The organism is Solwaraspora sp. WMMD406, from assembly GCF_029626025.1.
In the GTDB taxonomy this organism is placed as follows: domain Bacteria; phylum Actinomycetota; class Actinomycetes; order Mycobacteriales; family Micromonosporaceae; genus Micromonospora_E.
In genome coordinates, this window is record NZ_JARUBF010000001.1 from 6,774,366 (window position 1) to 6,794,800 (window position 20,435).

The 20,435-nt window shown below is 71.9% G+C and carries 15 protein-coding genes; 5 read left to right on the forward strand and 10 right to left on the reverse strand.

All coding sequences use genetic code 11. The features are described 5' to 3' along the window. Positions 1–35: 35 nt before the first annotated feature. A complete protein-coding gene (locus O7632_RS30420; RefSeq protein ID WP_278119322.1) occupies positions 36–770 on the reverse strand; it encodes an SDR family oxidoreductase in 735 nt (244 codons plus the stop codon). A 103-nt stretch (positions 771–873) separates the two neighbouring features. Between O7632_RS30420 and O7632_RS30425 the strand changes: the two genes are divergently transcribed. Next, complete coding sequence (locus O7632_RS30425; protein WP_278120528.1) at positions 874–1,713, forward strand: LysR family transcriptional regulator; 840 nt, start codon at positions 874–876, stop codon at positions 1,711–1,713. 145 nt (positions 1,714–1,858) lie between these two features. Here the strand turns inward: O7632_RS30425 and O7632_RS30430 are convergent, their stop codons facing one another. The 4 genes from O7632_RS30430 to O7632_RS30445 are packed head-to-tail and all read right to left on the reverse strand — an operon-like array spanning position 1,859 to position 10,259. Then, a complete protein-coding gene (locus O7632_RS30430) occupies positions 1,859–3,133 on the reverse strand; it encodes a TIGR02679 family protein (protein WP_278119324.1) in 1,275 nt (424 codons plus the stop codon). Then, the gene (locus tag O7632_RS30435; RefSeq protein WP_278119326.1) at positions 3,130–7,380 is read right to left on the reverse strand and encodes a TIGR02680 family protein; all 4,251 of its coding nucleotides are present in this window, start codon (positions 7,378–7,380) and stop codon (positions 3,130–3,132) included. The genes O7632_RS30430 and O7632_RS30435 overlap by 4 nt, the downstream gene beginning before the upstream one ends. A 54-nt stretch (positions 7,381–7,434) precedes the next feature. Next, a complete protein-coding gene (locus O7632_RS30440; protein ID WP_278119328.1) occupies positions 7,435–8,646 on the reverse strand; it encodes a TIGR02678 family protein in 1,212 nt (403 codons plus the stop codon). Beyond that, positions 8,643–10,259 (reverse strand): TIGR02677 family protein, encoded by a 1,617-nt coding sequence (locus tag O7632_RS30445; protein WP_278119330.1) that lies wholly within the window; start codon positions 10,257–10,259, stop codon positions 8,643–8,645. Before O7632_RS30445 ends, O7632_RS30440 begins: the two co-directional genes overlap by 4 nt. Positions 10,260–10,386: 127 nt before the next feature. Here O7632_RS30445 and O7632_RS30450 point away from each other — a divergent pair, with 127 nt between their 5' ends. Both O7632_RS30450 and O7632_RS30455 read left to right on the forward strand, forming a co-directional pair. Beyond that, positions 10,387–10,680: a type II toxin-antitoxin system prevent-host-death family antitoxin gene (locus O7632_RS30450; RefSeq protein ID WP_278119331.1), complete on the forward strand. Its 294-nt coding sequence runs from the start codon at positions 10,387–10,389 to the stop codon at positions 10,678–10,680. Further along, complete coding sequence (locus tag O7632_RS30455) at positions 10,677–11,078, forward strand: type II toxin-antitoxin system VapC family toxin (RefSeq protein WP_278119332.1); 402 nt, start codon at positions 10,677–10,679, stop codon at positions 11,076–11,078. The genes O7632_RS30450 and O7632_RS30455 overlap by 4 nt, the downstream gene beginning before the upstream one ends. A gap of 154 nt (positions 11,079–11,232) precedes the next feature. Here O7632_RS30455 and O7632_RS30460 read toward each other — a convergent pair whose 3' ends face one another. After that, positions 11,233–12,822 (reverse strand): pectate lyase, encoded by a 1,590-nt coding sequence (locus O7632_RS30460; RefSeq protein WP_278119333.1) that lies wholly within the window; start codon positions 12,820–12,822, stop codon positions 11,233–11,235. A 507-nt stretch (positions 12,823–13,329) separates the two neighbouring features. Here O7632_RS30460 and O7632_RS30465 point away from each other — a divergent pair. After that, complete coding sequence (locus tag O7632_RS30465) at positions 13,330–13,500, forward strand: hypothetical protein (RefSeq protein ID WP_278119335.1); 171 nt, start codon at positions 13,330–13,332, stop codon at positions 13,498–13,500. A gap of 196 nt (positions 13,501–13,696) precedes the next feature. On the opposite strand, the gene O7632_RS30470 is transcribed toward O7632_RS30465, so the two are convergent. The 3 genes from O7632_RS30470 to O7632_RS30480 all read right to left on the reverse strand — a co-directional run bounded on the left by O7632_RS30470 (position 13,697) and on the right by O7632_RS30480 (position 18,308). Next, the gene (locus O7632_RS30470) at positions 13,697–15,379 is read right to left on the reverse strand and encodes a fumarate hydratase (protein WP_278119336.1); all 1,683 of its coding nucleotides are present in this window, start codon (positions 15,377–15,379) and stop codon (positions 13,697–13,699) included. Positions 15,380–15,585: 206 nt separating this feature from the next. After that, positions 15,586–17,007 carry a PQQ-binding-like beta-propeller repeat protein gene (locus tag O7632_RS30475; RefSeq protein ID WP_278119338.1) on the reverse strand — a complete coding sequence of 474 codons (1,422 nt, stop codon included), beginning with the start codon at positions 17,005–17,007 and terminating at the stop codon, positions 15,586–15,588. A gap of 56 nt (positions 17,008–17,063) precedes the next feature. Continuing rightward, complete coding sequence (locus O7632_RS30480; RefSeq protein WP_278119340.1) at positions 17,064–18,308, reverse strand: MFS transporter; 1,245 nt, start codon at positions 18,306–18,308, stop codon at positions 17,064–17,066. 134 nt (positions 18,309–18,442) lie between these two features. Between O7632_RS30480 and O7632_RS30485 the strand changes: the two genes are divergently transcribed. Further along, positions 18,443–19,426 (forward strand): DUF5937 family protein, encoded by a 984-nt coding sequence (locus O7632_RS30485; RefSeq protein ID WP_278119342.1) that lies wholly within the window; start codon positions 18,443–18,445, stop codon positions 19,424–19,426. Positions 19,427–19,862: 436 nt separating this feature from the next. Here the strand turns inward: O7632_RS30485 and O7632_RS30490 are convergent, their stop codons facing one another. Then, on the reverse strand, positions 19,863–20,366 hold the full coding sequence (locus tag O7632_RS30490; protein ID WP_278119344.1) for an Lrp/AsnC family transcriptional regulator: 504 nt from the start codon (positions 20,364–20,366) through the stop codon (positions 19,863–19,865). Between the last annotated feature and the right edge of the window lie 69 nt (positions 20,367–20,435).

Here is a 20,435-nt window from a genome sequence, read left to right on the forward strand (position 1 = left end):
GAGTCACCAGCGACGGGGGTCGCCAAGCGGCGGCGTCACCAGGGGATGACGCCGTCGTCGTTGACGAACGTGCCGGTCGGGCCGCCGTCGGGCAGCGTGGCCAGCCGGATCGGGGTGGCGGCGGCCTCCTTGACCGGACGTCCGACACCGCCGGTGAAGTCGGTGGCGACCAGGCCGGGGCAGGCGACGTTGATCAGGATGTCGGTGTCGGCGAGGTGCCGTACGTAGTGCACGGTGATCGCGTTGAGGTACGTCTTCGTCGGCGAGTAGGCCGCCATGATCGGGCCGACGTTGATGTCCGGGTCCGACTGCCAGGTCAGTGAAGCGACGCTGCTGGAGACGTTGACGATGCGCGGCGACGGCGACCGACGCAGCATGGGCAGCATCGCGTTGGTCACCCGGATCACGCCGTACACGTTGGTGTCGACGATCTCGCGTACGGCGTCGATGTCGAGCGTGGTCGGGTCCTGCTCCCACCCCGGCCCGGTCTCCCCGGAGATGCCGGCGTTGTTGACCAGGACGTCCAGTCCGCCAGCGGTACGTTCGATCAGTCGTGCGGCTTCGGCGACGCTGCGGTCGTCGGTGACGTCCAGCGGTACGGCGAACGCGTCGACGCCGGCCGCGCGGAGCGCCTTGACGGCCGCCTCGCCACGGGCGGCGTCGCGCGCGCCCACCGCCACCCGGTGGCCCTTCGCGCCGAGCCCGGCGGCGATCTCGTAGCCCAGTCCCTTGTTCGCGCCGGTGACCAGCGCGGTCTTCGTGTCGGTCATGACGCCGATGGTGGCGCGGCGATCGACACCGTCGTTACACCGTTTCGGTGCTGCTGTCATACCCGGTGGGTATCACCGACGTATCGTTGTCGGCGTGGACACGCTGGAGACCCGTGAGCTGCGATATTTCGTCACGGTCGCCGAGGAGCTGCACTTCAGCCGAGCGGCCGACCGGCTCGGCATCGCCCAGCCGCCGCTGTCCCGCGCGATCGCCCAGCTGGAACGTCGGCTCGGCGTCACCCTGCTCGACCGCGACCGGCGGGGCGTGGCGCTGACCGACGCCGGTCAGGTGCTGCTCGACGAGGCCCGCGCGATCCTGGCCGCCACCGCCGCAGCCGCCCGGCGTACCCGCCGCGCCGCCGCCGGTGTCCACCGGCTGACCCTGGTCACGAAGGCCGGCGCGGGCCACGAACTGCTGCAGAAGCTGCTCGACGCGCACGCCGCCGAACCCGACGCCGCCGAGATCGACGTCGTGCTGTGCGGCCTGGGCGATCAGGCCCGGATGTTGCGCGACGGCCGCGCCGACGTCGCGCTCATGCAGCGGCCGTTCGACTCGCTCGCCGGGCTCGACACCGAGGATCTGCTGACCGAGCAACAGGTCGCGATCCTGCCGGCCGGGCATCCGCTCACCACCCGTACGTCGCTGACCATGGCCGACGTCAGTGACGTGCCGGGGCTGCCGCTCGCCCGCTGGCCGCGCCCCGACGGTACGTACGAGCCGGGGCCGGGGCCGGAAATCCACGACCAGTCGCAGTTGGCCCAGCTGATCGCCCTCGGGCACACGATGGCGGTGCTCTGTGCCTCGTCCCGGTCGTGGCTGTGGAGCGCGCACACCGCCGTACCGTTGACCGACGCGCCGCACGTCACGACCGTGCTGGCCTGGCTGCCGGACAACCGGTCCCGGGCCGTCGCCGGCCTCGTCCGTACGGCGATCCGGCGGTGACCGGCAGCTGGTCCGAACCGGGTGAGAGCGGGCTCGCACGCCCTGCTCAGCCGTAGCTGACGAGGACCGTGCTGAGCGCGGCGGCGTTCCACAGCCCGTGCGCCACCCTCGACAAGGTCCTGTCCGACGGCTGGCCCGGTCGGTGTCACCGGACTGTGGACAGGTCGGCGAGGAGGGTGTCCAGGACCAGCTCCTCCTCGACGCGCACACCGTGCCGGCGCATCAGGGCGGTCAGTTCGCCGTCCCAGCTGGCGTCGACCGGTTGGCCGGTCAGCGTTCCCGGCCTGGCACCCACCGTTCCCGCCGAGGTGCCCATCGCCGCCGTCCGGTAGGCGGCGGCGTCGTAGCGCCACGGCTGCCACGGCATCCGGGAGCGCAACAGGTTGGCGATCCGTACGCCGCCCCAGTCGAAGTCGCCGTGGTAACGCAACCGTGCGCCGCTGGCCGCGAGGCCGGCCAGCAGCCGCAGCGCCGCCGTGCTCGGCTGACCGTTGACGCAGACCAGCGGCGGACACGCCGGACCGAGCAGGTCGGCCGCCGCGGCCAGCACGGTCGGGTTCTCGCAAACGAAGACGGTGTCGGCCGGGAAAGTCGGTCGTTCCCGGCCGAGTTGGCGCAGGGTCAGCACGAGCGGCTCACCGGTCGTCGCGGCGGGCACGGTCAGCGCGTACAGCTGGCAACCCGGACTCGCCGCCACGTTGAGCGTCAGCACGGTCGACGAGAGTTCGTCGACGAGGACGCCGGCGCTGTCCCACAGCGCCCGCCGCCGCTGCGCCGGGGAGGTCGGTTCGTCGTCGCCGGGCCACCAGACGGCGCGTACGGCCGACAGCACGAGCGTGGCCAGCGGACGGTCGGCGTCGAGGGCGTGCGCGTCGCCGATGGTGTGCGCGGCGAGCCGGGCCAGCGGGGTCCCGTCGGCGGGCAACGCCGCCACCACCGCCACCAGGTGCTCGACGAGCCGGCCCGCCGCGTCCGGCGTACCGGACAGTCGACGAAGCAGCGTGAGCGTCGCACGATCGCCGCACCAATCGGCCAGGTCGGGCGCGCGGCGGCCGAGCCGGTCCAACGGCGCCAGCGCGGTACGCCAGGCGGCGTCCTCGGCGGCGCGGACCTCGGCGATCACCGGCACCGGCCCGGCGAGGGTCTCGACGGCGGCGGCCAACCCGCCCGGGTGCAGGCCGCTGCGGCGGACCACCTGGTCGAGGTCATCGAGGTTGACCGTCAACGACGTGCCCCGGCCGGGTGGGCGCCCCAGCAGTCGTTGCACTGCCAGCCGCTCAGCCGGCGTCGGCTGGCTCAGCGAGATGGTACCGGTCAGCGGCCGGCCCTGGGCCATCCGCTGGCGCAGCCGCTGGACGACCCGTTCGGTGTCGGCCGCGCCGAGTTGACGGCGCAGCCGATCAAGGTCCGGCCCGGTCACTCGGCGGACCACAGGCCGGGCTGCGCCGCGCCGTCAGGTCCGGCCCGGTCCGGCCCGGCCGGGTCCGGTTCGCCGTCCGGTCGGGTCGGCCGCTGCTGCGGCACTGACAACTCGACGCGACGCATCCGGTGCCGTTCCCGCCCGTCCCACCGCCACGGGGTGACCAGGACGGCGTCGATGCCGTCGTGCCGGGCAAGCTGCGCGATGCCCAGTCCGGGCACCTGCGGATAGCAGCCCCACTCCCGTTCGCTGGTCATCACCACGTCCAGATCGAAGGTGGCGAGCAGCCCGAGGCACTTGGCCCGGGAGTCGTCGTCGACCCCGGCGAACGCCTCGTCGAGGGCGATCAACCGAGGCGCGTACGGGTTTCCCGCCGAGCCGTAGTACGAGGAGGCGGCGGCGAACAGCGGAATGCTGGCGGCCAACACCCGCTCACCGCCGGAAGCGGGGCCGGTGGCCGGCCGCCACTGCCCGTCCTGGTGGCGCTGGATCGCGAATTCGTGCCAGGCCCGGTAGTCCAGCGCCCGGGTGAGCTGCTCGTGCCAGGTGGCCGCCTCGTCCCGCAGTCGTTCCCGGCTGATCTGCTCCTGCAGGAAATCGCCGATCGCCCGCCGGTCGGCGTCGTTCCACACGTCGGTGCTCTGCCGCAGCTGCCGGGCGCGCAGCTCGGTCAGGCCGGGCGGGGCGTCGCGGGTGGGCCGCCACAGCAGCCGCAGCCGCATGCCGGTGGAGGTGGGCCGGTCCTGCAACTCGTCGTTCATCGTCGCCACCTGCTGCTCGGCTCCGGCGACCAGCTCCTGCAACGCCCCGGCGACCTCGTTGACCAGGTGGGTTTCCAGCACCTCCCGTTCGTGGGCGGAGAGCACCCGCTGCCGTTCGTCGATCTCGGTGACCAGGGCGGCGGACAGGTCCGCGACGGAGCGGTTGTGCCCCTGGAACACCACCTCGACGATCATGGTGTCCTCTCGGACGGCGGGCAGCACCTGGTGTCCGTGTCGGGACAGGCTGTCGGTGAGCACCTTCATGTCGAGGCTGACCTGGTGCTGGATGCGTTCCCAGGGGCGGTCGCCGTCGTCGACGTCGGCGAGCAGCCGGTCGACGCCGCGCGCCACGGCGACCGCCGGGGTCGTCGCCCACAGCTGTCGGGTGTCCGGGAGTTCCTGCTCGGGGCAGGCCAGGGCGATCAGGCCGGTGTCAGCGAAGGCCCGCAGCACCTCGACGGCGGCGTCCCGGGTGGCGGTGGCCTCCGCCAGCTCGCCGGTCAGCCGGTCCCGTCGCCCGTCGGCGTCGCCCCGGGCACCCCAGGCGTCGCGTTCGCGCTGCCGGGTCTCCCGGCTTTCCCGCTGACACGCGTGTTCGGCGTCGGCCACCTCGCGGAGCTGGCGTTCCAGCTCGGCAACGGTCGCGCCGGCGGTCGCGTCCAACGTCTCGAACTCCACCCGGGCCAGCCGGGCCGTCTCGGCGGCCTCAGCCGCCTCGATCGCGGCCGGTTCGAGCTGCTCCTGCTTCTCCTCGTACGTGCGAAACGCCTCGGCACGGCGTCGCGTCGCGTCGCGTACCCCGGTCAGGGTGGGCCACCAGGCGGCCAGCGTCACCTGGTAGTTCTGCAGCCCGTCGCGGACCTCGGCCAGCCCGTCGGCGTCGTGGGGCAGACCCACGTCGTCGGCGAACTCGGTCGCCTCGGCCAGCGCCGTCCGCGCCGCCGAGACCGCCGTACGGTGTCGCGCCGCCGCCTCGCCACGCCGGCCGGCGGTGTCCCGGCGCAGCTGGTGGGCACCACGGACCAGGGTGTGCGCCTCGCGCAGTGGCTGGTCGGAGGGGAGACTCTCGGTTTCCTGGCCGGCCGTCTGCCGGCGATCGGCCAGTGTGGCGCGCCGCTCGGCGAGATCGGCCGACACGGTGGCGAGTTCATCGGCCTCGGCGCGCAGCGCGGCGATCCGGGCCCGGCGGGCCGCCTCCCGGGCACCGTCGCCGATGTGTTCCGCGTCCGGTTTGGTCCACCGCCCGGTGACGACGCCGATGCCGAAGCCGCCGTCGGTGCCGACCCAGGTCGGCGCGCCGGAGTCCGCGCCGAGGCCGATCGCGGCGAGAACGGCGGCGACGGTCCGCCCGGTCAACGCGGCGGCGTACGGGTCGGCGTCGTCGATGGCCGGGCGCAGCAGCGTGCCGAGGTTCGTCGCCACCTCGACGGTAGGACGCAGCAGCGCGTCGCCGCTGTCCGGGTCCCGGACCATGCCGTCCGGGTCGATCCACGCGTCGAGCACCCCGGCGGCCTCCAACGCCGCCTCGATGCCGGCGCGCACCTGCGGTGGCACGTCTTCGACGAAGTCGACGACCCGCCACAGTGGCGCACCCGGTCGGTCGAGGCGTACCTGCGGGGACCGGGTGTGCGGTGCCGGCGGCGGCTGGTGCGCCCCGTCTGTCAGCCGACGCAACTCGGCGTCGATCTCTCCGACCCGGTCGGCGACCCGCCGCTGCTCGGCCTCCACCGCCGCGTCGGCTCGGGCGATCGCCTCGGCGGCCGCCCGGCTGGCGGCGGTCACCTCCCGGGCTGCCGGGTTGTCCCCGTCCAGGGTGCTCACCCACGAGTCCAACCGGCCGAGCACCGCCTCCGGGTCAGCGATCGACAGCTCGACGAGCCCGGTCAGGTACTCGCCGGTCCGCCGTACCAGGGTCTCGCCCTGCTCGGCGGCGACGGTCTCGGCGTCGGTGACCGCTTCGTCGGCCGCCGCCATCTCGGCATCGAGCCGGTCGACCTCTTCCCGGGCGCGATCGGCCCGGATCCGGGCCAGCTCGGCGGCGGTACGGAGCCGATCGAGGGTACGCAGCGCGGCCCGCCGGTCTGCGACCAGCTGGTCGGCGGCCCGGCGCGCCTCGTCGAGCCCACCGGCCGGGCCGTCGGCCAGCCGGGGTTGGGGCCGGTCGCCGCGCAGCTCGTCCGGCAGAGCGGTGAGGACCCGGTCTCGGTGCCGGTCGGCGATCCGCGCAACCACCGCGCCGTCCGCCACCCGGGTCCGCGCCGCCGCCTCCTCCTCCTGGGCAGTCTGCAGTTCCTCGGCGGTCTGCTCGGCGGTACGCCGGGTCTGCGCCGCCTCCGCCTCGACGTCACGCAGGCGTTTAGCCTGCCGGTCGGCGAACGCGGCCAACTGATCGGCCGCCTCCCGCAGCCGACGCAGATGCTCGGCGGTGCGTGCCTGCGGGCTCTCGGCGAGGGCCCGCCGCCGCGCCTCCAACTCGGTGCCGCGCGCGTCCAGCGCCGCCAGCTGGACCTCGGCCTCGCGTACCGCCTGGTCAGCCTGCTCGTGCGCCCGCTGCGCCTCGCCCAGCTCGCGGCCCAGCTGCTCGTACCGGCTGTGCTGCTGCCGCAGCATCGCGGCCTTGCGCTTCGTCGCGATCCGCGCGTACTGCCGGTAACGGGTGAGGAAGTCGTCGGCGGCCTTCTTCGTCTCCCGCAGCTCGGTCAGCGTCTCCCGCTCGTCGTCGAGCCCCCGGAACGCCTCGGCGACCTGGGCGATCAGGTTCTCGTCCAGCGGTGGCAGCGCGTCGCCGAGCGCCCGGGACAGGGTCTTCTCGTCCGGACGCTTCGACAGCTGCGGCTGCCGCAGCTTGATCAGCAAGGACACCAGTGCGTCGTACCGGTCACCCAGGCCGAACAGTGCCTCGTCGACCGCCCGCCGGTAGTCGACGGCCCGGTCGTAGATCATCCCGGCCGGGCCGATCGCGTCCCGCAGCCGGTCCCGGGTGGACGCCGTACCGGTGGGGGTGAGCAACTGCAGATCGGCGCCGATCCGTTGGCTGGTGGTGAAGTACCAGTGCCGGGCGATTCCGCGCCCGGCCACCGCTTTCAGTCCACAGCCGATGGTCAGGTAGCGGGCGGTTCCGTCGGCGTCGCGGCGGCCGAACTCCAGCCAGGTGTAGCCGGTCCGCTCCGGGTGCGGGTGCCGGCCGCCGAGCAGCAGGTTCCACTCCATCCGTTTGTGTGGGTCTCCGTCGGGCTCCACCCGGTACGGTGCCAGCTCACCGTCCAACAGGAACGGTACGGTCAACGCGAGGACCTTCGACTTGCCGGTGCCGTTGTTGCCGCGCAACAGCAGACTGCCGCCGTGGAAGTGGAACTCCTCCTGGTCGTAGTAGAAGATGTCCACCAGCCCGGACCTCAGTGGCTGCCACCGTTCCCGGTCCGGCACCGGCAGGTCCCGGTCCGGTGTCCGCGCCGAAGCGGTGGCGGTGATGGCTGCGGCAGTCACGGTGACGGGTACTTCCTCTCGTCGGCGTAACGGATCATCGGTGGAACGCAATGGTCAGCGGGCGGCGGTACGGGTCTCCCGGATGGTCGGCTCCGCCAGCGCGTACCGGGCGATCGCCGGGCGGGCGACGACCAGCTGGTCGTCGCCCGGCTCGACCGAGATCAGCTTGAGAGCGCGCAGCGCGTCCACCGAGGTGGCGACCAGTTCGATCTCGGCACCCGGATCGGTGGCGTGCTTCCGCCAGTACGACCGGTGCGCCCGGGCCAGCTCACGGGTGTGCCGGTGCAGCTCGCTGACCCGCAGCCCGCCCGGGCCGGCCACCGCGATCCGCTCCGCCAGCAACAACGTCAGGTGGCTCTGCATCCCTTCGGCCGGCATCCGGACGTCGGTCAACTCGTCGGCCGGGTCCACCATCGCGACCCCTTCGGCCCGTACCTCGCCGACCAGCCCGGTCAGTTGGGCGATCCGGTTCAGGATGGCGTACCGCTGGCTGGTCAGGTAGGTCAGCTCGGCCTCGGTCAACTCGTCGTAGTAGACCACCGGCTGTTCGAGTAGCAGGCGGGTGAGCCGGTGCCGCAACGCCCGGTTGCGGGCGTCGTCGACGTCGGGCACGACCTCGACGATCAGCGCCGCCAACCGGCCGTCCGGTGCCACGTCACCGATCATCGACGGGCCACGACTGCTGGCCAGCAGCCCGGCGATCACCCGCCGGTCCACGTCGTAGAGGACGTCGCCGCTGGTGCCGAGGTACGCGTCCTCGTGGCCGGCCACCCGGCGCAGCACCCCCCAGTGCAGCAGCAGCCGCACCACCGCCACCATGTCGGCCCGCCGCTCCCGCCGGTCCAGGGCGAACGTGAACCCGGTGGCGGCCAGCGCCGGATCGGCGGCCGCCAGCACCACGTCCTCCGCCAGCCGGCCCAGGGTGATCTGCCCGTCGGCGCGTTCCAGCGCGGCCAGGGCGAGGCAGGTCAACACGTACCGTTGCCGGGAGAACGGGGTCTTGGCCTTCGGGTCCCGGGCCGGGTGGGTCTGGTCGTCCGGGTCGGCGGTCAGCTTCATCAGCCGGATCGTCTGGGCGTCGGCGACCAGCCGCCACCCGGTTTCCCGGTCGAACCACTCGCGCAGCTCCGCGGCGTACGTGCGGACCAGCCGGAACTCCTCGTCCGGGGTCAGCCCGGCGACCAGCAGCGGGCGGGCGAGCAGCAGCCGGGCGGCCCGCGGCAACCGGCCGGAGGAGTCGCCATCGGCCGGGCCGCGCGCCTTCATCCGGGCACCCCGACCGACGCGAGGTCAGCTCCGGCAGAGGCCAGGTCACCTCCGGCAGCGGCCAGGTCACCTCCGGTCGGAGCCAGGTCGGTGATGTCGACCAGATGTTCCGGCCCGGTGAGCACCCCGTCGGCGGTCACGATCCGCACCGGCGGTGCCCCGTCGACGCGGACCAGACGTACCCGCAGCGTGCCGTCGGAGGTGGTGGTGCTCACCTGCGCCGCGCCCGGCGGCTGGGCCGCCAGCGCGTCGCCCAGCAGCTGAAGGAAGAGTCGGAACTCGGCGGTGTCCAATTCACCGAGGCGCGACAGCGGAACGGGCCCGGCGGTCGCCAGCGCTGCCCGGGCGCGGGCCGTCTGCGCGGTCTCCCGCTCGGCGCGCTCGGCCAGCTGGCGTCGCTGTGTGGAACGGTCCAGCACCCGGCTCGGCGAGCCGCGCCGCTCGTACGATCCGGTCTTGCGCAGTCGGGGGCTGATTTCCAGCCGGGGTGCCAGGGCCCAGGACGTCGACGCCGGTACCGGTCGTTGCTCGACCATGGTCAGGGTTTCGGTGGTGACGGTCAGGTGCCGTACCGGCGACAGGCCGAACGCCGTGTGCCACAGCCGGTGCGCGGCCTCGTCGTCGGGGGCCTGCGCGAACCACAGCGCCAGCGACCGGAAGTCGGCCGACCGGTCCGAGCGGCCGGCCCGGCGTTCGTTGATCGACGCCACCGCGCCGAGGAGTTGCCGGATCGCGCCGATGGCGGCGGTACGCAGCAGCCGGGCCTGGGACTGCCGGCTGGCGTCGCCGCTGACGAACCAGTCCCGCAGCCCGTTCCAGCGTTGCTGCCAGACCACCCGCGCCTGGTGCAGTGCCTGGTCGTCGGCATCCTCGCCGGGTGCGGCGTCGGCGGCCTCCCGGCGGGCCGCGATCTCCAGGAGCGGGCCTACGCCGGTCGCTTCGATCTGGTGGGCGAGGCCGGCGATCTCCGCGCCCCGGTTGGCGAGGTCGGCGATGAACCGTTCGATGTAGGTGATCAGTTGTTCCTTGTACGCGAGGAAGGCCGCCACGTCCGCGTCGGCGAAGTCGACGGCCCGCCGCAGCGACGCCATGAACGCCTGAGCGTTGTCGGCCAGCCCGGTGAACCGCTCGACCAGGCTCAGCATCAGCAGGTGGGTCTTTGCCGGGTCGGACGCGGACCCGGTCGCGGCCTCGGTGGCGATCCCCAGCAGGGCGCGCAGCTGGTCGGCGATGTCGGACAGCGCCACCGACTGCAGGGCACCGCGCCGGCCGATCGCCTCCTCGTACGTGGTGATCGCCTGCTCTGCGGCGTGGCCGTGCGCGCTCAGCTGGTAGAGGTAGCGGGCGCGGTGGAAGTCTTCCACGGTGGTGACCCGTCCGGTGTCCGGGTCGGCCCGCAGGTTGCCCCAGTCGGCGAGTTGGGCCAGCGCCGCCGCGACGGCCTCCAATGACGCCCCGGGACCGATCTCGGCCAGGACGTCCTCCGGACGCAGATGTACGGTGAACCGACGTTTCGCCCGGACGAAGGCGTTCAGCACGTCCCGGTACAGCGCGACGTTCTGCGCTTGCAGGTGCGCGAACGGCTGGGCGGGCGAGGTGGCACCGGCGGACATCCCGCCATCATCGCAGAGACTGGTGTGATGGCCGGGTCCCCTCTCCCCCCGCGATGCCGGCCGCCCAGATCGGGCCACGACGTCGGCCGCCGTCCATGTGGCCACAAAATTGTGATACATTGGTGCCATGACTCTCAGTGAGCACTCGGTGGGTCTTCGGGAGCTACGCCACAACACCAGCGAGGTGCTGGCGCGGGTGCGACACGGCGAGACGATCGATGTGACGGAGTACGGAAGACTGGTGGCGCGGATCGTGCCGGTGGGCGAGCGTGAGCCCACGCCAGCGCTGGACCGCCTGGTCGAGGCAGGCCGGGCACAGTTGGCGGTACGGCCGGGATTCCGGCCACGGATGCGGGCCGGGGACGGCACCGACCGGCTGGGGGACACCCTAGCGGCGCTGCGCGACGAGGAAGACTGGTGAGTCTCTACTACATCGACACGTCTGCCGCGCTCAAGTTGCTGGCCGAAGAAAGCCATTCCCGCGCGTTCGCCGCGTTCTACGACGACAGCGGCGGCGCTTCGTGGGTCAGCTCGACGTTACTGCGGATCGAGGTGATCCGGGCCGTCAGCCGGGTCATGCCGGTGGCCCTGCCGGACGCGAGAGCCCTCCTGTCGGCCTTCGGCTACGTGAGCATCGACGACGAGGTCGTGAACGCGGCGATGGACGAGCCGGACCGGATGCTGCGGTCACTGGACGCGATTCACCTGGCCACCGCGCGGGTCCTCGGCACGGACCTGACCGGCCTGGCCACCTACGACGACCGGCTGGCTGCTGCCGCGAAGGACGCGGGAATCACGGTCGTCGACCCGCGAGATTGACCAGTCCCGCCGCCCGACCGGTCAGTCAGGACACGCGCGACGCGGTGGAGCGGGGACCGTCAGGTGCGACGATCCCCGCTCGTGTTCCGCCACGTGGCGCGACTACCGTTTCCAGCGATGCCACTGCCGGACCGGGCCGCAGGGCAGGGCCTGGTCAGCCGCCGTACGTCTCGAACTCGGCGACCCTCGGCGTACCGCTGGAACTGGTGATCTCGAAGTTGATCTTCCGGAGGGTGGTCGGCGAGAAGGTGATCACGCCGGCCCCGCTACCGGTGGCCAGGACAGCGCCGTTGTCGTTGTTGACGACCCGCCACGACCCGATGTTGCCGACGGCACCGGACGCCTCCCGGATGTTGATCGCGCCGACCCTGGTGTCGGACCCCCACTTGATCGAGATCCGGCCGGTCGATCCGTTCGGCGACCAGTAGCTGCCCATGTCACCATCGCGCACGTCGCCGTAGCTGGTGCCGCTGGCCTTGCTCGACCCGTCGGAGCCGGCCCCGATGCTCAGGTTGGTCCCGCCCGGGTTCGGCGGCGGGCTGGTGGGCGGGGCGGTCGTCGGCGGAGCGGTCGTCGGCGGGGCAGTCGTCGGCGGAGCGGTCGTCGGCGGAGCGGTCGTCGGCGGCGGGCTCTGCGGTGTGCAGCTGCCGTTCGACACCCGGTTGCCCTTGTTCGCGCCGGCGAGCTGCCGGACCAGGTTGGGCACGCAGCTCGCCCCGTCCATCGGGTACGAGTACGGAATGCTGACGCTGGTGTTGGACTGCGGGTTCGGCCCGGCCGGGTTGGTGTCCCCACCACGGCTCGACCAGCTCACGTTGTCGAAGATGTTGCCGCCGACCTGCCAGTAGCCGGCCTCGCTGGTGTAGAAGGTGCCGAGGACGTCCTTGGAGTCCTCGAAGTAGTTGTTGTCCACCTTGGCCCGCGCACCCGCCCGGGAGTTGATGCCGGACTCCCGCAGGTTGACGTAGTAGTTGTTGTACATGTGGCCGATGCCGCCACGCAGCAACGGCGTACGGGAATCGATGTTCTCGTACAGGTTGTGGTGGTAGGTCACGTAGCCGTTCGAGCGGTCGCTCTCGCTGGAACCGACCAGACCACCCCGGCCCGAGTTGCGCAGGATGCTGTAGGACAGCGTCACGTACTGGGTGTTGTTCTTCATGTCGAACAGACCGTCGAAGCCCTCCGACTCGCCACCTGACGCCTCCAGGGTCACGTGGTCGACCCACACGTTGCGGACGTCGGACTCCATCCCGATCGCGTCACCGCCGTTGGACGTCGGCGAACCCGACTTCTTGACGTTACGCACCGTCACGTTCTGGATGATGATGTTGCTGGCCTCGCGGATGTGGATGCCCACCTGGTCGAAAACGGCCCCACCGCCGACCCCGACGATCGACACGTTGCTGATCTGCTTGAGCTCGATCACCCCGTCGGCGGTGTTGCAGCTGTCACCGGACACCTTGCTGGTGTTGCCGTGGTTGATCGTGCCCTGCACCTCGATGATGATCGGGGTACTGCTACTCGCCCGGTTGCACAGGGCGGCGTGGATCGCGGTCCCCGAGGTGGCGCGGACGACCTGCCCGCCCGCACCGCCGGTGGTGCCGCCGTTCTGGGTCGCGAAACCGGTCGCCCGGCCGGTGACCGACGCCGACGCCTGTGGGATGGACAGCGCCACGCCGACCGTGGCCGCCACGGCGGTGGCGGCACCCGCCGCCAGGAGCCGCAATGTGACAGGTCGTCTCATGTGTTGCCTCGCCTTCATCGTTGAACGCTGTGGGTTCGTGACTGGTTACCGCGTGTCGTCGGGCGAGCCGTTCGGGCTGCCGGCCCTCCGCCGGGCAGCACCCGGCACGCCACCGATGTGGAATGCACTTGTCGAGGTGGGTCGGCGTCCGGTTCGGGAACCGAATCGACCGATGAATGCGCAGCACGGGTCGCGAGATCGTGCTGACCGCGCCGAGGCCGCGACGACGTGCTTCGACATGTCGCGGCGGTGCGACCAACGCAGGCACTGGTGCCAACAACGGGTTGGGTGCGATGGATCTCCCGTGCCGTACGGACGACGCGGGATCGCCGTACGACTCTCACTCCGCTAGTGGCACTGCCCGATATGCCCCTGCCCGGCTACAGAGTGAAACATCAGTGAAACAACTATAGGAAAGCGGTTTCCGGGAGTGCAAGAGCTGGCGTTTGCAGGTTTTTTGCAGCGTCCGGTCCATCCGGACAGCACGATCGACCGCCCAGTGGTGAGATGACCGTCTGCGAACGTCGACTGCCGGTGACCGGACCGGACGTACCGACGATCGGCGGCGTACCGGACGTACCGACGATCGGCGGCGTCGGCGGCGCGCTGCTGCTCACCGGTGGCCTGTTGCTCCTGGCGGTACGACGTTCCCGTCCGACGGTGTCCGTCGACGACTGACCGAGACGACGCGGACGGCCGCGCCCCCGACTCTTTACATCGAAGTGTCTGAGATCCCAACGAGCACCTGACGTTGTCCGACCGCGACAACGGCCAGGATTCCCGCGCCATCTACGGGCTTCGTACCTTTGACCGTCGGGGCTGACCCGAACACCGGCGACACGGGCGAAGCCCTCGCGGCCACCGACGGCTTCGGTCAGCGGCGGCCGACGGTGAGGACCGGCTTGGTCACCTCGGCGTAGAAGTCGTTGCCCTTGTCGTCGACGACGATGAACGCCGGGAAGTCCTCCACCTCGATTTTCCAGATGGCTTCCATGCCCAGCTCCGGGTATTCGAGGACCTCCACGCGCCGGATGCAGTCCTGCGCCAGCCGGGCCGCCGGGCCGCCGATCGAGCCGAGGTAGAAGCCGCCGTGCGTACCGCAGGAGCGGGTGACCTGCGCGGACCGGTTGCCCTTGGCCAGCATGACGTGCGAACCGCCGGCGGCCTGGAACTTCTCCACGTACGCGTCCATCCGCCCGGCCGTGGTCGGGCCGAACGAGCCGGACGCGTACCCCTCGGGGGTCTTCGCCGGTCCGGCGTAGTAGACGGCGTGGTCGCGCAGGTACTGCGGCATCGGCTCACCGGCGTCCAGCCGTTCGGCGATCTTGGCGTGGGCGATGTCGCGGGCGACGACCAGCGGGCCGGTCAGCGACAGCCGGGTCTTCACCGGGTACTTCGACAGCTCGGCGCGGATCTCGGCCATCGGCCGGTTGAGGTCGACGCGGACCACGTCGGCGTCGGCGGAGGCGTCGGCGGCGAGGGTTTCGTCGGTGACGTCGGGCAGGAAGCGGGCCGGGTCGGTCTCCAGCTTCTCCAGCCAGACGCCGGACGGGGTGATCTTGGCGACGGCCTGCCGGTCGGCCGAGCAGGAGACGGCGATCGCCACCGGGCAGGAGGCGCCGTGCCGGGGCAGCCGGACCACCCGTACGTCGTGGCAGAAGTAGCGCCCGCCGAACTGCGCGCCGATGCCGAACTGACGGGTCAGTTCGAGTACCTGCGCCTCCAGCTCGACGTCCCGGAAGCCGTGCGCGCCGATGCTGCCGCTGGTCGGCAGGTTGTCCAGGTACTTGGCGCTGGCGTACTTGGCGGTCTTGAGCGCGAACTCGGCGGACGTGCCGCCGACGACGATGGCGAGGTGGTACGGCGGGCAGGCGGAGGTGCCGATCAGCCGCAGCTTCTCCTCCAGGAACTGAATCATCCTGGTCGGGTTCAGCAGTGCCTTGGTTTCCTGGTAGAGGTAGGACTTGTTGGCCGAGCCGCCGCCCTTGGCCATGAACAGGAACTTGTAGGCGTCCGGCTGCCCGCCCGGGTCCTCGGCGTACAGCTCGATCTGAGCCGGCAGGTTGGTCCCGGTGTTGCGCTCCTCCCACATGGTGATCGGCGCGAGCTGTGAGTAGCGCAGGTTGAGCTTGGTGTACGCCTCGTAGACCCCTTGGGCGATGGCCCGCTCGTCGGTGCCGTCGGTGAGCACGTGCCGGCCACGTTTGCCCATCACGATCGCGGTGCCGGTGTCCTGGCACATCGGCAGCACCCCGCCGGCCGCGATGTTGGCGTTGCGCAGCAGGTCGAGGGCGACGAACCGGTCGTTAGGTGACGCCTGCGGGTCGTCGATGATCGCCCGCAGCTGGGCCAGGTGCGCCGGGCGCAGATAGTGAGCGATGTCATGCATCGCCTCGGCGGTCAGCGCGGTCAGCACCGCCGGGTCGATGGTGAGGAACCGGCGCCTGCCGGGGCCGTGCACCACGTCGACGCCTTCGTCGCTGATCAGGCGGTATTCCGTCAGGTCGTTCCCGACGGGAAGCAGCGGGGTGTGGGAGAACGGGGCAGCACTGCTCATGAGCGGCAAGCCTAGGCCAGTCGCCGGCCGACCGGGTAACCGCTGCTCCTCGGCCGCCGCCGCCAGCCGAACCGGTATCCTCGCCGGCCGGATCAGCCGCCGCCGGCCGGATCAGCCGCCGCCGGCCGGATCAGCCGCCGGCCGGGTCAGCCGCCGCCGGCCGGGTCAGCCGCCGCCGGCCGGGTCAGCCGCCGCCGGCCGGGGAATCAGCCGTCCTTGCCAAGTTCGGGCGGACACTCCTGCTGTTTGACGCCGCCGCAGGTGGGACCAGGATCGGGGGCGTCGGGATCGTCCCGTCCGGTGCCGGGGTCCGACCCGGCGGCCCCGGCGAATCGGACGTAGCCGATCTCCCGGCCGTCGCCGATGACCATGCCGGCGGGGCCGACCGCGAGGACCTTTGCCTCGGTACGCAGGTTGGCCAGCTCGGCCCCGGTGGCCGGATCGAGGGCGATCACCCGGTCCGGTTTCTGGTCCACGACCAGCGCCGCGTGCCGGGTGAGCGCGAATCCGGCGTCGGGGTGCACCGGGCGGGTCCACCGGGCGGTCGGGTTCGGCAGGGCGTACGTCTGCAGGGTCTCGCCGTCGGCGGCACGGACCAGGGCGTACCGGTCGTCGACCGCCCGGACCTCCTGCCCGGCGGTCCCGCTCCACAGCACCCGGCCGTCGTAGGCGTCGAGCACTGTTTCCCGCATGTCAGGTGCGGTGCCGACGAGCACGCTGGCACCGCCGGTGGGGTTCTGCCGCTGGGCGCAACCGATCCGTTCGGCGGTCCGCAGGTTGATGCCGGTGCGCTGCCACACGGCCAGGTTGGTGATCGGGTCGTGGGCTCGCGCGCTGAAGTAGCAGGCCCCGTCGCGGGGGGTGGCGGTCAGGGTGAAGGCCCGGCCGGCGAACACCACGATCCGTTCGTGCCGGCCCTGCTCCAGCTCCTGGAGGGCACGGCCACGGATGGTTTCGACCACGTGGATCCGACCGTCGATCGGGAACCCGAGCATGGTCGGCATGGTCGGCGGCCCGCCGGCGTCCTCCGCCACGTCCGGGGTGGTCAGCGGCCGGCTGCCGAGCAGCTGCGGGTTGTCGGCGAACAGCACGAACCCCATGCCGGGCAAATTGGTGGTCCAGCGTGGGGTGCTTCCGCGTGGGTCCCAGGCGGTGAGCGTGCACTCGCGGGGGCTGGCGCAGCGGACGTCGAGCAGCGCGTCGCGGTAGGTCCAGACGGCGACCGCTTCGGAGTCGGCGCGCAGCACCGCGCCGGTGGCCGGGTTGACCACGTCGTAGCCGGGGACCAGTAGCTTGCCGCTGACGACGACCTGGTTGGTGGCGTCACCGGCGACGGCCGCCCAGTCGGCCTTGCGTTCCCAGATCCGGTTGCCGGAGGCGAGGCTGTGGCCCTCCACGGTGAGCCGGTGCTCGACGATCACCGCGCGATCGGTGATGGTGACGCTCTGGGGGGTGCCGCCGATGCGCTGTTGCCAGGTGACGTCGGGGCTGGCTAGTGGCTGGCTGCGGTTGACCCACTCCCACAGGTTGGGGAACGGGTTCCAGACGTTGGTGGCGGCGAGCACGATGACGATGACGAGCGCGAAGGCCAGGTAGCACTTCACGCACGGCGCGCTCCCCTTCGCCATCGGGCCACCGTAGCCGGGCCGGTCGACCAGACAGCCATCCGACCGAAATATGGCATTTAGGCGTGTCGGGGGACATTCATGCGCGGTACCCGGAGTTGTCGCCAGAGCAACAGGGTGGCGACCAGCGACAGCGCCCCGAACCCGGCCATCACCAGCCCCGGCGCCACCCACTCGGCGACCAGGCCGGCCGCCCCCGCCGCCAACCCCTGCCCGGTCATCATCCCCATGTGGGACAGCCCGAACGCCTGGCCGCGCCGCTGCGCCGGCACCGCGTCCAGGAACCGCCGGGCCAACCCCAGGTGGTACGAGAAACCGAACGTCGCCGCCCCGAACAGCACCGCCGCCACCACCAGCCCGAGATCGGCCACGAAGGCCAGCATCGGCAGCCCGAGCAGCAGCGCCAGCCACGGGGTGGCCGCCTCGCGCCGGGCCGGCGTCACCCACCGGCCGACCACCAGGTCACCGAGCAGCATCCCGGCCGCACCGGCCATGAACAACACCCCGGCCCCGTCACCACCGGTGTACGGCACCACCACCCCCTCCGCCCCGACCAGCAGCGAACCGGGCAACCAGTTGGCCAACAACAGCCCCCGGACCGGCCGGTCGGCGAGCAACTGCCGATTGACCCGCCAGGTCTCCCGGACCGCGCCCGGCCGGACCACCCCCGCCACCGCCGCCACCCGGGCCGGGCGGTCGGTCAACCCGAACCGGATCAGCGCCGCCGAGATCAGGCAGGTCACGGCGGTAGACCAGAGCGCGCCGTACGGGCCGAGCAGGCCGATCAACGCGCCACCGACCGCGAACCCGAGGACCTGGGTGGCCCCGGCGGTGATCGTGAACAACGCCCGACCCAGCACGTACCGGTCGCCGTCGAGCAGATCCGGCAGCAACGCCGTACGGGCGGCCGACGCCACCGGGGAGGCCAGCCCGACAACGAACACCAACGCCAGCGCGCCACCGGGCGGCAGCACCCCGAGCGCCAGCACCGCCACGGTCGCCACCCGGATCAGGTCGTAGCCGACCATCACCGCCCTCGGCCGCCAGCGGTCGGCGTACGCGAGCAGGAACATCCCGCCGAGCACGCTGGGCAGGAACCCGGCGACGTACGCCAGCGCGGCCAGCAGCGGCGACCCGGTGCGCTCGAAGACGAGTACGGACAGCGCCAGCATCTTCACCGTCTCGCCGATCATGAAGATGCCGTAGCTGGCGAAGATCACCCGGAACTCGGCCACCGCGAACAGGTCCCGGAAAGTGGCCCGCTCGGCCGGCGGCGCGCTACTGGTGGTGGGGGTGGTGGTCACCGGCGAAGCATGCCGTCGGGGTGCGGGTCGGCGGTAACCTTTCGGCGCACAGCGAAAGGTCGAGGCGGGCGAGCCACAGGCGGGCGAGCGACGGGTACGGCGCGGAACGGGCGGGCGAGGGGCGGGCACGGCGGATGCGGATCGAGGTGAGTTCCGGCGACATCGCGGCCAGCCGGTTCGCGATCTCGCCGCTGGGCGAGACGATGGCCGCGCTACGGCTGTTCGCCGGCACCACCGCCGCCGGGCCGCTGCTGCCCTGGGTGCACCGACATCGCGAGCGCTACCAGCTGCTGCGCCGCAGCCAGCCCGGCATCACGGCGATCCGGTCGCTCTACCACCGGCACGGCTACAACGCCGACTTCGTCCAGCCGCCGCCGGACGGGGTGGGGTTGACCTTCGCCGACCAGCTCGCCGTGGTCCGGGCCACCCCGCTGGCACAGGCCCGCGACGAAATCGCCCGCAGCCTCGCCGGCCGACCACCTCCCGCCGGAGCGGCCGGACGGCTACTCGCCGCCGACGACGTGGTGGACCGCTTCGCCGACGCGATCGACGCCGCCTGGCGGATGCTGATCGCCCCGGACTGGCCACGGCTGCGGGCCATCCTGGAGCGCGACGTGATCTACCGGGCCGGGCGGCTCACCACCTACGGCTGGTCCTCGGCGCTGGCCGACCTCGACGCCCGACTGCACTGGGAGCCGGACCCGGGCCTCATCACCGTCGACGGGTTCAGCCCCGGACGGCACCGGCTCGGTGGCCGGGGACTGCTGTTCGTACCGACGGTTTTCGGCACGTTGGCCCTGCACCTCGACCCGCCGTGGCCGTACGGGATCAGCTACCGGGCGCGCGGCGTCGCCGGGCTGTTCGGCCCGCCGGACGGCGACCGTACCGCCGACGGGCTGGACCGGCTGATCGGGCCGAGCCGGGCGGCGGTGCTGCGGGCCCTGGCCGTGCCGGCGACCACCAGTCAACTGGTCGCGCAGTCCGGCGCGGCACTGGGCACCGTCGGCGGGCATCTCGCCGTGCTCCGCGAGGCCGGGCTGGCCCGGCGGGTCCGGGCCGGGCGGGAGGTCCGCTACGAACGGACCGCGTTGGGCGACGCGCTCTGCGGGGATCCGTAGGGGGCGGTGCCGGGTCCCGTCCGGCACCGCCCCCTACGGCGTCAGTCGCCCGCGTACGTCGTCGAACAGCTGATCGGTCGACTCAACCAGATGACGCGACGGTTGCGGTACGCCCACTCCGGTGGTCCATGCGTAGCTCCGGACATCGATGGAGGCGTTTCGGACGATTTCCTCGACCGGCACGGGTGCGGCCACGACCGCACCCGCGGCGAATGCGTCCGCGAATGCGTCCGCCAATGCGTCGACGACCGTACCGGGGTAGGTATGTGATCCGTGGGTGACGATCTCTGCCGCATCCCGGCGCCTCCTCTGACGACCACTTCCCGGATCCACTCTAGAATCAATGAACGTCACCGCAATGCCGAACGAAACCCGTCCGCTGTGGTCAAATCATGGACAAACGTGCTGACCAGCGCGATCAATCCGGACCGGCCGCCTACGGGGCGGCCCGCGCGTCGCCCGGGGCGGCCCGGACCAACGGCAGGATCCGGTACGGGATCTGCTCAGCGAGCGCGATGATCGTCGACGCGCGGCGGATCCCGGCGTACGCCAGGATCCGGTCCAGCACCCGCTGCAGGTCGCTGTTGGACCGGGCGACGATCCGGCAGAGCAGATCCCCGGACCCGGTGATGGTGTGCGCCTCCAAGACCTCCGGGATGCCGCGCAGGTGGGCGGCTACCGGTTCGTGTCCGTGCCGCTGACCGATCTCCAGGGTGACGAAGGAGGTCACGCCGTACCCGATCGCGGCCGGCGCGACCTGTGGGCCGAATCCCTGGATCACCCCACGGGCGATCAACTTGTCCAGCCGGGCCTGGACCGTGCCCCGGGCGACCCGCAGCCGCCGGGAGCATTCCAGCACACCGATGCGGGGCTCGGTCGTGAGCAGGTCGATCAGGTCAGCGTCGAGCCGATCCAGCTGGACGTTGTGCACAGGATCCATGCCACACGACCTTACTTGCTGTACAGGGTGACCAGCGGATCTGGCGACACTTGCCCAACCGTCCCCACC